At 31.3% G+C, this 12882-nt stretch carries 15 protein-coding genes; all 15 read right to left on the minus strand.

Annotated features, from left to right (window positions below; translation table 11 throughout):
- Positions 1-92 precede the first annotated feature (92 nt).
- Positions 93-605: an acyltransferase family protein gene (locus tag AB7942_RS08385; protein WP_369446490.1), complete on the minus strand. Its 513-nt coding sequence runs from the start codon at positions 603-605 to the stop codon at positions 93-95.
- Positions 602-1258 (minus strand): acyltransferase family protein, encoded by a 657-nt coding sequence (locus tag AB7942_RS08390; protein ID WP_369446491.1) that lies wholly within the window; start codon positions 1256-1258, stop codon positions 602-604. The genes AB7942_RS08385 and AB7942_RS08390 overlap by 4 nt, the downstream gene beginning before the upstream one ends.
- 126 nt (positions 1259-1384) lie before the next feature.
- A complete protein-coding gene (locus tag AB7942_RS08395; protein ID WP_369446492.1) occupies positions 1385-2596 on the minus strand; it encodes a glycoside hydrolase family 88 protein in 1212 nt (403 codons plus the stop codon).
- A gap of 21 nt (positions 2597-2617) precedes the next feature.
- Complete coding sequence (locus tag AB7942_RS08400; RefSeq protein WP_369446493.1) at positions 2618-3799, minus strand: glycosyltransferase; 1182 nt, start codon at positions 3797-3799, stop codon at positions 2618-2620.
- On the minus strand, positions 3796-5004 hold the full coding sequence (locus AB7942_RS08405) for a glycosyltransferase (RefSeq protein WP_369446494.1): 1209 nt from the start codon (positions 5002-5004) through the stop codon (positions 3796-3798). Before AB7942_RS08405 ends, AB7942_RS08400 begins: the two co-directional genes overlap by 4 nt.
- Before the next feature lie 12 nt (positions 5005-5016).
- On the minus strand, positions 5017-6177 hold the full coding sequence (locus AB7942_RS08410) for a polysaccharide pyruvyl transferase family protein (RefSeq protein ID WP_369446495.1): 1161 nt from the start codon (positions 6175-6177) through the stop codon (positions 5017-5019).
- Positions 6174-7226, minus strand: coding sequence for a glycosyltransferase (locus tag AB7942_RS08415; protein WP_369446496.1), 1053 nt, complete (start codon positions 7224-7226; stop codon positions 6174-6176). The genes AB7942_RS08410 and AB7942_RS08415 overlap by 4 nt, the downstream gene beginning before the upstream one ends.
- Before the next feature lie 18 nt (positions 7227-7244).
- A complete protein-coding gene (locus tag AB7942_RS08420) occupies positions 7245-8444 on the minus strand; it encodes a glycosyltransferase (RefSeq protein ID WP_369446497.1) in 1200 nt (399 codons plus the stop codon).
- Positions 8445-8456: 12 nt separating this feature from the next.
- A complete protein-coding gene (locus AB7942_RS08425; RefSeq protein WP_369446498.1) occupies positions 8457-9104 on the minus strand; it encodes an acyltransferase in 648 nt (215 codons plus the stop codon).
- Positions 9105-9129: 25 nt separating this feature from the next.
- Positions 9130-9855, minus strand: a complete 726-nt coding sequence (locus AB7942_RS08430) for a glycosyltransferase family 32 protein (RefSeq protein ID WP_369446499.1) — start codon at positions 9853-9855, stop codon at positions 9130-9132.
- Between the two features lie 29 nt (positions 9856-9884).
- Complete coding sequence (locus AB7942_RS08435; protein ID WP_369446500.1) at positions 9885-10226, minus strand: helix-turn-helix domain-containing protein; 342 nt, start codon at positions 10224-10226, stop codon at positions 9885-9887.
- Positions 10227-10242: 16 nt separating this feature from the next.
- Positions 10243-11400, minus strand: coding sequence for a DegT/DnrJ/EryC1/StrS family aminotransferase (locus AB7942_RS08440; protein WP_369446703.1), 1158 nt, complete (start codon positions 11398-11400; stop codon positions 10243-10245).
- A 48-nt stretch (positions 11401-11448) separates the two neighbouring features.
- A complete protein-coding gene (locus AB7942_RS08445; protein WP_369446501.1) occupies positions 11449-12099 on the minus strand; it encodes an acetyltransferase in 651 nt (216 codons plus the stop codon).
- Entirely contained in the window at positions 12096-12710 is a 615-nt protein-coding gene (locus AB7942_RS08450; RefSeq protein ID WP_369446502.1) for a sugar transferase, read from the minus strand. Before AB7942_RS08450 ends, AB7942_RS08445 begins: the two co-directional genes overlap by 4 nt.
- Positions 12707-12868 (minus strand): YwzD family small protein, encoded by a 162-nt coding sequence (locus tag AB7942_RS08455; RefSeq protein WP_369446503.1) that lies wholly within the window; start codon positions 12866-12868, stop codon positions 12707-12709. The genes AB7942_RS08450 and AB7942_RS08455 overlap by 4 nt, the downstream gene beginning before the upstream one ends.
- Positions 12869-12882: the final 14 nt, after the last annotated feature.

The following is a 12882-nucleotide window of genomic DNA, read 5'->3' on the forward strand; positions in this document are numbered from 1 at the left end:
TATTCTCCTCTCCAAAAAGAAAATAGCAAATTTATTCATTAAAACATTTTATTAGAATATTAGATAATTCTTCCTAATCAAAATCCCTACAATTAAGCAGGAGTATTTTGTTTAATATTAGAATTTCTGCTCCGTTGTTTTGTTAAGTATTTTCCAAGTTCGATTGAAGGTTTTTCAATGTACTTATAACTTAACAAGGAAGATAATAACGTAATTAATAATGAAATTAATAAGATTAATGGTATCGATAATCTATTAAATACAAGATGAACTATTACTAGTAATACAACTGGATGAATTAAGTAAAGACTGTATGAAATTTTACCAATAAAATGAATTGGATTTTTTAGTAATATTTTAGAAAAAGTTTCAGAACTAAGAGAGAAAACAATAAATATAGCTGCACCAATTGTTATTATCCAATCTATTACAATTTGATATAAAATATAATCAATATCCCCAATTATCTTAGAAGGTAGCATAAAAGGTATACGTGGATAATTAAAAAATAAAAATCCGATAAATAATAAAAGATAATTTACTTTTAAATTCCTAAACTCGTAAATCAAATATTCTCTGTGTTTTGCAAGTAAAGCACCTATCATAAAAATTGAAGTGTAATGCAAAGTAATAAAATAATTTGTAGACACTGGATATTAAATTGAGTAGGAATAACTTTTATTAATATAAAACTAACTGCTGATAAAACCAAAGATAATAAAGTGCTTAATTTCCAATCGAGCCTATGGAGCATTAAAACAACAAAAGGAAATATAATGGATATTCGCATTTCATGAACTAATGACCATATAACCATTACAAATGTATTAGAATTATATTCTCCTAAGAAAGTTAAATGATTCATAATTGCATTAAAAGAAGTTTTAACATTCCACACAGCCCAATCCACCAAGCCTGGAATACTTCCAATTTTAGAGTGTAAAATGATTTTTAATGTTATTGCTTGGAAGATGGTAACCACGTATGGGATGTAAATTCTGCAAACCCTTTTTATAAGATACCTGTGATATTCAATTTTATCAGCTGAGTAAAAAGGTAAAGATAATACAAAACCACTAAGTAAAAAGAATAGAATTACTGCTGAATGACCATTCCAAATAATAGAAATAAAACTTCCAAATTCTGAGTGCATTAAATTACTTCTCAAATAAGGAAATAAAGACAAATAATGTCCTATAAGAACCATTATTGCAGCAATTCCCCTAAGTGAATCTAAATGGTTATAACGTTTTACCATAATCCCCTACATCCATTATCCTTGTAGAAAGTTATTTTAATAACAAAAATTGTATTGTAACTTCAATAGGACAGTGATCCATATCAATTGCACTGCTAAATATTAAAAAATCTTTCATTAAATAAATTAACTACTCTTTTTAACAGAAATTTTCATTATTTTTTGATTTTCATATAAGTTTATCATTCTAATACAAAACCCTTGAGTAAAAGGTAAAATGTTAAATAAAGTAGAATATACTCCAATATCTTTAGTATCTCCTTGGGAAAAATCCACTTCACCATTTCTTCTCGTTACTCTCTTTAAATATTTTAAAGTCTTGTCTGTACCATCAAGACATTCTTTTGAAATACTGTTTATTCTTGATGCATTTAATAAAAACCACCCTAATGTTGCTGTCGCTGATGAGTCTGGTCTGCATTCATTTCTACCTATTTGCCAGTTCCAACTTCCATTTTCCTGTTGAAAATCTAGTACAGATTTTGCAAATTTTATTACGCTTTTTTCTAATAAAGCTTTATATTTATGAGAATGTGGTAGTTCATTCCATGCATCGATTAAACCAATAGAAAACCATCCAAGCCCTCTTCCCCATCCATATATACCTTGTGGTAGTTTATTTTCTATTTTATATGCATGGCTTGGAATCCAATTGTTTTCTAACATCCCGTATTTTTCATACTCCATTATCTGATTCACAGCCAAATTAATACATTCTTTTTTATCATATTTAACCCCATAAGCAATTAAAAACGGACAAATAAATCCTATTGTATCTACATATCTGTAACTTTTCATGGATTTTCTATATTTAACTGTACCATCCTCACCAATATGGTCTCTAATTATCTCCCAAATAAAATCAAGCGCTTTTTGATACTTATTAATATCAATGAAGTCAATCTTCATAATTGCATAAGCCAATATTGCAGCATCTACATTTTGGGGTTCATGTAACCATTTTCCGGTGCTATCAAATTTTGAATTTAAAAAATTTAATAATTCCTTTTTAGCCTTATTATCCTCTTTGTACTTTAAATATTCTGTAATCCCTAATACAAGAGATGCTTCCTGCCAATGTTGTATGGTACTTTTACTATAATTACCTTTTAAAATATCCAGTAAAATAAATCTTGTATTATCGGTCACCTTAATTTTGGGAGTCTTTATTAACCATTTTACTCCCTTTTCTGTTAGAGATTTAATCCATAATTGCTTTTCTTCAAATCTTCCTAATTTAATCCTTTTCATCCAGTCTTTAAAAGTGGGTATTATATCAATTAATACTATTAATGCTGTAAAACTAAGCATTACTATAGAAACAATTTTAATTATCACATTGGTCACCTTTCATAATTACTAATTTATTATTTCATATAATTTTGTAATCTCAGACTCAGTACCTAAATTCTCATTTGCTAAATTACTAATTAACCTTTCCCTTAATTCCTCATTGTTTATTATTGTTTTAATCCCCTCATAAATTGATTGGGAATCCATATCAACAATTAATCCATTTACCATATTAGTTATTTGATCTTTTGCTGTATTAAAATTTGTTACCACTATCGGTTTTTGAAGAATTTTAGCTTCATCTATTGCAATAGATTTTCCTTCGAAGCGGGATGACTGAACAAAAATGTCAGCTTCCCTCATGTAAGGATATGGATTTTGTTTTATTCCTAATAAAATAAAATTTCTCTCCAAACCTTTATTTTTTATTATTTGTTCTAATCTTTGTCTCTCTTCTCCTTCTCCGATAATAAACCATTGAATATCATAGCCATTTCTAATTAACGTTTCACAAGCTTCAATAGCCATATCATAGCCTTTTGCATAAGTAAGCCTTCCCACTGAAGATATTGTTATGCTGTTTGACTTTATATTGGCATTTTCTCCAGACATTTTTTTAATCATTCTAGGAGACACGATATTATGCATAACCTGTATTTTTGAGGTTAGATTTGAAAATCTTCTTTTTAGAATATTAGCACTCTCTTCAGAGACTGTAAGTATTTTATTTAGTTTTTCAAAATAGTTTTTATCTATTTTAGGATCCATTCCTAACATGTCATAATCCGAATGAATAAACCCAATTTTCTTTCCTGCATCCACCTTTTCAATACAAAAATATATCGGATTCTTTTCAAGAAATCCGATAGCAATATCATACCTTTTATTCATTGGTTTTAAGGATTTTGAAATATATTTCCACACTCTTTGTTCACATCTCGCATTATTTTTTTCACTTTTAAAAATATATCCTGCTAATATCCTTGAAAAAGCGATATCCAGTCTTCCTTTTGTAAGATTATCAATAATCGCTGTCTTTATCGGCATATCAAAATACTTATATCCAAATGGTTCTTCAAGAATTTTTACTTGTTTAGGTACCTTATTTAAAAATAAACCCTCTTGTTTAAATAGCAGTAAATCCACTTCATATTGTGAGTAATCAATTGTTTCTAATAACGAAATAAGTGATTTTTCGGCTCCACCACATACAAGTTTATTCATAACAAATAAGATTGTTTTTTTCATATATCTAACCCACTAAAGATCCCATACAACTTGTTTATTTCTCCCTCAGTACCTAATTTAAGCTGGGACAGATTATTGATTAATTTTTTCCTTAAACCTTCGTCCTGAATTAATTTCTCAATATGCTCAGCCACAGAATTTGAATTCATTTCAGCAATTACCCCATCTATTCCATTTGTAATCTGGTCTTTGGCAGTACTAAAGTTTGTAACAATAATCGGTTTATTCAATATCTTCGCCTCATCAATCGCAATGGATTTCCCCTCAAACCTGGATGTTTGCGCGTAAATATCAGCTTGCTTTAAATAGGGATATGGATTAGCCTTTAATCCCAATAAATTAAAATGGTCTTCTAATTTATTTAGTTTAATAATTGATTCTAGTTTTTTCCGTTCTTCACCTTCCCCAATGATATTCCACTTAATATTGTATCCTTTATCTACCAATATCTTACAAGCTTCAATTGCTAATTCAAACCCTTTTTGAAAATGCAACCTGCCAATTGACAGAATAATAATTTCATTATTATTTTTGTTATATAAATCTCGACTATCTTGAACTGCCATTTTATGAATCATCGTAGGAGATACTATATTATAGACAATCTCCACTTTATTTTTTTCACTTGGGAATCTGTTTTTAAAAATGTTTGCACATTCCTCAGACACTGTAACTATATTATTAAGTCTCTGAAAATATCGAATATCAAACTTAGGGTCCATACCCAATTTATCGTAATCAATATGAACCCATCCTATTTTCTTTGCAGCATTCACTTTATCAACACAAAAATAAGTTGAGGTTTTTTCTAAAAAACCAATCGCCACATCATAATTTTTCTCCAGCCTACCTAAGGATTTTTCCAAATGCCTCCATGTATACTGCTCTCTAGTGGAGACATTTTTTTTATATTTATTTTTTAATGTAAAAATAACTCTGTTATAAGCAAGTGATAATTTTCCTTTCATTAATAGTTCCTTTACAGCTTTTGTTATATTCTTTGAAAATAATTGATAGGTTTCAGGTAGAGGCAAAACCCTAACGTCTGTTGGAATAAAATCCATAAATAAACCATCATGGTTTAGCATAAACAGATCTACATCATATTGAGTAAAATCAATCTGAGATAATAGATTGACTAGGCTCTTTTCTCCACCACCAGCTGATAAGCTTGGTATTACAAATAGCAAATTTCTTTTCTCCATAATATACCTCGTTTATCTTACAAGCTCTTTTAAATAATCTACTGCCTTATAAGACATTTTCTTTATTTTTGGTAAAGATTGTTGTAGCTGCTGTTTAATTATTTCCTCATCCCGTACCATTTCGTCAAAGCCATTTTTCAGCTTGTTGCTATTAGAAATTTCTTCAATTCCCAACACTAATTTTTCCTCACCAAATAGGTCTTTTGATATTCCTTTTGATTTTATGCTATAACCTAAAACCATTGTTGGGACACAATTTGAGTAAGCAGCAATTGTTGCATGAGTCCTTGCACCAATAAAAAATCTCATCCTACTAATATAGCCTTTGTATTGAATGGCATTTAAATTATCCGGTAAGATGAGGACTCTTCCTGTGTGTTTGTATTCTTCATAATATTTATATAGGATTTCAAAATCGTTATTTCCGTGGTCTATAACATGAGGGGTAAGGGCTATGGTCATATCTGTACTTGCTAATATATGATTAATAAGTTCTCTTACGGCCACTTGGGAATTCTTGTTTCTTTTCCATACAAGTGGACTAAAATTTAATCCAACAGTATTTCCTTCTTGCCATCCTATAGGCAATTCTAACTCTTCCTTCTCCATCGTAAAGGCTGGATCGGCAACTAATCTGATATTATTTAGACCTCTACTTTTCAGAAAGTTATAAGTAAGTGATTCACGAGCTAAAATTAAATCAAATAATTTAAGGTCTTCGAATTTTCTTTCTGACAAGTCTTCCTCACCAATCGAACAACCCCACAAAACCAACTTTTTCCCCTGTGCTTTAACTTTTCTATCTATCTCATACAACCATGGCTGCTCTCCATAACAATAATTATCACCGCCAATGGACAGACAAATCTCTGCATCCTTAATACGTTTAATAATGTTTTTGTGAATTATACTAAATGCATACGATTCATTATTTAAAAATTTCACATTTAAAGAAGATATTAACCAATCATATGAAAACTTTTTTATTTGTGAATCAGACCCATTAAAAATCTTATCTAGTTTGGGGATTATTTTATCTGTTTCTGGTCTGCTAGAAACTAAGTATACTTGAGCTTTGTTCACTTTTTCCTTTATGATATTAGTAGATGAGCGAACAATTGCTTCACATCCTCTATTTAAACTGCCTCCATGAGCAAACATCATTACTTTCATCCTACTTCTCCTCCAATACATCTATTACGAAATCGACTGTATGCTGTTGCACAGTATAGGCCCAGAATTGACCTTCTTTCGATCATACTAATGACTATTTTTTCATACCTTCCGGATTTGGGTGACATTTCCATTTTATACCTAGGTAGTGCTTCTCTAACAAACTGATTGTTAATCATATTTTTTATGTATTGATATCTTTTAATAAAGCTCAATTCTTTGGTTGGTTTAAAATAAATATAAAGATAGGCCATAACGCAATCCATTAGTTTTATAGATTGCAGTTTCTTAATTGTTTGTAAATCCATATTTGTAACAAATTCTTCTGGTAACATTCTATTGTAAACTTCTAAGGCTTGGCTGAAGTAATCTTTTTTAGCTATATTCCTTGTTGCGCTTCCCTCAACTTCTCTATAATGATACCCGGCATAATCTATAAATCTTACTGCCTTCGCAAAACTGAAACACTGCATATTAAATAGTCCATCTTCGCCTAACGCTAAATTCTGTGGAAAGAGGGCATTCGCATGTGTTATTAGATCTCTTTTATAAATCTTTGTGCAAACAGTATTCAAATCATCTTTTTTAAGAAAATAAGGAATAAGAGTTTGTTGAACATATTCTGCATTCAAATTAATATTTTTTGGAAAATGATAATTGCTAATGACATGATGTCCTTCCATCTTACTTTGAAAATTAGATATAACTATGTCGCAATTCCCTTGTATCGCCAAATCATACAATACTTTATACATTTCTTTTTCAACAAAATCGTCAGCATCTACAAAGCCAATATAATCTCCGACAGCTGCATTAAGCCCCGCATTTCTCGCAGCACTTACCCCTTGATTTTCTTGATTAAATAACTTGATCCGATTATCTGATTTTTTATAGTCGTTGATAATAGCTACACTGTTGTCAGAAGAACCATCGTTTATAAATATAAACTCACATACCTCTAGTTTCTGGTTTATGAGTGATTCGATACAATGAGCAATATATTTCTCTGCATTATAAACTGGTACGATAATACTTACATTAATACCCATTATCAAATCACTCCTTTCTTAACCCACAATTTTGTAAAGCTTTTCTAATTCATAATTATTGCTAAAATCTCTTTCTTTAATATTACGAATGAATGAGTTTCTTAGCTCTTCGCTATGGTAAAATCCTTCTATTCCATTTACTATTCCATCTACACTCAAATCACAAATAATACCTTCTACACTATTTTCAATTTGACTGCTTGCTGTTGGATAGCTGGTAATAAGAATGGGTTTTCCAAGTATCTTAGCTTCTGAAACGGTTACTGCCTTTCCTTCATACCTGGATGGCTGCACATATAAATCACAATCTTTTATATATGGATATGGATTTGTCTGTTTTCCTAAAAGAATAAAGCTATTTTCTAAGTTGTTTTTTGCAATTAATTCTTTCAAATCAGTTTCGAAGCCTCCATACCCAATCACATGCCATTTAATATTCGTTAGACCTTTATCATGTAACATTCTCAGAGCACTAATTGCTAAATCAAAACCCTTTACATAGGATAATCTCCCAACAGAAACAATGTTAAAGGATTGATCCTTGCAACTATTAAAAATTTTAATTTCCTCTGCCATTTTCTTGATAAAGGTAGGTGAAGTTAAATTTTCAATAACTATCACTTTTTCTTTTAATGAAGGATAGGTTGACAGGAAAGATGCCGCACATGCATCAGAAACAGATGCAATAGCGTCGAATTTATTCCATACATTTAGGTCCAATCTATTATCAATTTCTAATTTACTGTAGTCCGTATGAATCCATGCAATCTTTTTTTGGGCATTAACTTTGTTGGCTATAATGTCATGCGGCCATGCATAACTTATCGCCACATCGTATTCTTTTTCTATTCTTGGTATAAAATAAGAAGAATATTTAAGTGAAAGTTGCATTTGAATATAGCCTGCGCCTTCTGTTAATTTCCAAGTCTTCGATTTTATTTCCGCTACATATTTAGCTATTATTCTCATAATGGCTAAAGAGTAATGTCCATCTTTCAAACATTGAATAACAGGTTTTCGGAATACGGTAAATTTTTCAACTTCGGGTAAAATATTTACTCTTTTCGGTATTAATTTCATAAAGTCACCAACATGATGGAAGATTAATAAATCTACATTGTATTTCTCATAATCGAAACTTTCTAACATGTTAATTAGGCTTCTTTCAATTCCACCGATTTCCATATTATAAACTGAAATTAAAATATTTTTTTTCATATCTTCCTCACATTAAGCTTTCATATTTTCTAAGTTATTAATTTTAACTACATTATTTGTTCGATTTAATGAAAGAGAACCGTTCTCTCTTTTGTTAAAAAATAATGTGTTTGCCGGTACAGTTCCTTTTACAACACTCCCAGCTCCAATTACCACATTATCCCCTATATGTGTATCTCTTAAGATAACTACATTGGAACCGATCCATACATTGTCACCAATGGAAACCTCTCCTTTTAACAGATGGTCACCACCACTTTTTTTATAATTATGGTCATGGTCATTAATACATACATTCGGGGCAATTTTTGTATTTTTTCCAATCGATATTCGTTTGACACAGTTTATATTGCAATTATCATTAATGAATACATTCTCATCAATATTTAGCTCTCCATTAAAATCAATCCGGATGCTTGCGTTTTTTCTAATAAACACAAATTTTCCGATATTTATGATAGAACTTTTATTAAAAATTTCTATTCTGCTGTTTGCTTGTAATGAGAAAATGGATGATTTTATATTTCTAAAATAAATTAGCTTATAAAAAAATCCCCTTAATACTCCTATTAAATGGGATAAATTCATAATAAATGTTAAATAAATTCCTCGGTTTTTACATTCAGAAAAAAGAGCAGTAATTATCTTCTTAAGTACCATGGGGAATTCTCCTTAAGGATAAATTTCAGCGATTAATTTTCCTTAACCTTGCAATATTATTTCCGCCTATTATTTTAGACAGATACAATTTTATTTGACCTTTTATTTTTGCCCTCAGTGGCAGCCAGCTTTTATAAAAGTGGTGCATCGCATAAGTATTCTCCGAGATAAAATTCCGGCAATTAATATAATCATATGGAGAAAAATAGGTTTGAGGATAAAAGACACCAAGTCCTTTAATCTCTTGATATTGACCATTTGGTTCCAAACCAACACTTTTTAAAATTTTGGTAATAACTGCTACATTGGTTAAATCATTATGAGTACCATCTTCTAGTATATATTTCTTATTTTTATATGATTCCAAAAATAACCTTATCAAGTTATTCCCTTTTGCAGCTCCAATAGTGCTAGTAGCTATAAAATCCTCTTGTTCAAACCCCCAAAATGAATCATGAAGCAATAGATTGTCAAATGGTTTAAAAACTTCGACATCAGTATCTAAGTAAATTCCCCCAAAGTTATACAAAACAAATACTCTTACATAATCGCTGACGAAAGCAAACTTTCCAGATTTATATGCCTCTTTCACATAGGTATTTGAATTTATATCAAAGTTGGTTTCATTCCATTCTAAAATTTCATAATCTCTTAAATTATTTTTCCAGCTTTCAATACATTTTCTTACTAATTCTGGTTTTTCTTTTCCTCCAAACCAACAGTAATGAATGATTTTAGGTATTTTATACATATAATTACCTCAATTTTTGTTTAGAAACTTTATTTTTTTGTTTCCAAATTTTGATTCTGCCACTTGATAAACTCTATTAAGGTTTTATATTCTTGTTTTTCAATTCCTGATTTTTTTAATTCATTTATAATTTCAATCCATTCTTTATCTTGTTGCTGGTGATATTCGTCAGTTGCTTCTGTCTTAAGTAGTACCTTCAGATCAATATTTAAAACATGCGCAATTTTATTAATAACCTGGATTGAGGGATTTTGGTTTAGATTTCGCTCAATATTACTTAGGTAGGACTTTGAGATGCTGGCACGTTCTGCTAACTCTGATAATGTAAGACCTTTTTTCATTCGGATTTCATATATATTTCTTCCTATCATTGGCAACTACCCCGTTTTATCTTCTAAGATTTTCTTCTGTATTTATACGTATATTCATTCTATTTACTTTAGCCAACATCTTCTTAATAGAATTAATAATTCTAATTTGGTCTTCTTCTGTCATATTTGATCCAGAGGGTAGACATAGACCATTATAAAAAAGACATTCAGAGATATTCTCATTCTCACTGTGTTGAAAATATTTAACACCTTTGAAAACCGGTTGGAGATGAAGTGGCTTCCATACTGGGCGCGCTTCAATGTTCTCTTCTGCAAGGTTTTTTATCAAGTCTCCAACTGAAACTCCTGCTTCTTCCTCGTTTACTGTAATAGCTGTCAGCCAACGATTAGAGAAAGTATTCTCTAATTCAGGCATGAATTGAATCCCTGGAAGATGGGCTAATTCATGATAATATTGATTAAAAACATTTCTTCTTGCTTCCACTCGTTCAGGTAATACCTCTAATTGAGCTCTTCCTACACCTGCTAAAATGTTACTCATTCGATAATTAAATCCGATATAACTATGCTGGTAATGTGGTGCAGGATCTCGAGCTTGAGTTGCCAGAAAGCGAGCTTTTTTTAATGCTGCTATGTCGTTTGAAACTAACATGCCGCCACCTGAAGTAGTAATAATTTTATTGCCATTAAAAGAATAGATTCCAAATTTCCCAAATATTCCACTTGCCTTACCTTTATATGTCGAACCAAGGGACTCTGCTGCATCTTCAATGATAGGAACATCGTAATGATTACATATAGAAACAATTTCATCCATTTTTGCACTTTGCCCATATAAGTTCACAACAATAACTGCTTTTGGGAGTTTTCCTACATTTGAAGCTTCTTTAAATGCCTTTTCTAATGCTAAAGGAGACATATTCCATGTTTCTGGTTCCGAGTCAATAAAAACTGGCTCTGCACCTTGATAAATAATAGGGTTCGCACTAGCAATAAAGGTGAGACTTGAACAAAAAACTCCGTCACCTTTTTTTACATCTAATAAGGAAAGAGCCAAATGAATGGCTGCAGTTCCTGAACTAACGGCCACAGCTTCATTGGCTCCTACATAATTAGCTATTTCTTTTTCAAAGGCATCCACATTGGGCCCAAGTGGTGCAATCCAATTAGTATCAAATGCTTCCTTTATATATTTAATCTCATTCCCGCTCATATGGGGTGACGAAAGATAAATTCTCTTCTTAAGTGTTGTATTTAACAATTAGTTCACCTCCGAACTCATTTGATTATCTTTTTTAACCTTTGCAGGTACACCAACAGCTGTAGAATAAGACGGTATATCATTAATAACTGTTGCCCCTGCACCGATAATACTCCAATCCCCAATCTTAATATTTGGGATAATTGTGGATCCCGCACCAATATGTACTCCGTCTCCGATTTGGACGTTTCCGGTTAGTATGACACCTGGAGAAATGTGTGCAAAATCTCCAACAATACTATCGTGCTCGATAACGGAACTTGTATTGATAATAGAATGATTGCCTATTATCGTTTCGGCGTTAATTACCGAGTTAGGCATAACAACGGTCCCATGTCCTATCTTTGAACTAGGACTGATTATGGCAGAACGGTGAATCAAAGCAGGAAAAGATTCATCTGCAAGATTTAGTTGCTTTGCAATGGATTGGCGAATTTTATTATTCCCGACCGTTATAACGAACATAACATCAATAAAGTATTCAACTAATCTTTTTGCTGATGAAATAGGGCCACAATAAGTATTGTCTATAAGACTTACATTGTCGTATTTGTCATCTAAAAATCCCACTATTTCATATCCTTGATTAGACAAAATTATATCGGATACCACCTTACTGTGACCACCACAGCCAACCACTGCGATTTTCATCCATGTCCCCTTTCTACAGTCGAATTTGAGCCTTTAAAGCTTTCCATCGTGACTTGACCTGGTTGGTTGATTCCTTCAGAAACCGCTACTTTATAGACTGTTAAAAATAAGATTTTCATATCAAGTAGAAAGGAACGATTATTTACATACCAGACATCTAATTCAAATTTTTCTTCCCAAGTTATTGCATTGCGTCCATTTATTTGTGCCCATCCGGTAATACCAGGTTTTACTTGATGACGCTTAGATTGTTCCTTTGTATATAGAGGAAGATACTCCATTAATAAAGGTCTGGGACCTACTAAACTTATGTCACCTTTTATTACATTCAATAGTTGTGGATATTCATCCAAACTATATTTTCTAAGAAATTTCCCTAAGGGGGTAATCCTTAGAAAATCTGGCAGTAATTCACCATCACCATCACTTTGATCTGTCATTGTTCGAAGTTTATAAAGATTAAAGGGCTTACCATTCAACCCTGGACGAAGCTGCTTAAAAATAATAGGAGATCCCAATTTTAATTTAACCAAGAATGCAAGTATAAAGAAGATTGGGAAAAGACTTGTAAATAAAACCAATGAAACTAGGAAATCAAATGGTCGCTTCATAACTGGCCATCCCTTGCTTGTATAACTGAAATAACTTGCTGTTTAATTTCTTCAATTAATTCTATGAGGTTAATATTTTCCGATTTTTGACCCTTTAAGTAAATATCTACTAATATATCCTGGAATTTCTGCTGTGTTAACGTTTCAGATATTTTCACTTTTTTAACCTCTC

The sequence above is a fragment of the Neobacillus sp. BF23-41 genome (assembly GCF_041106275.1).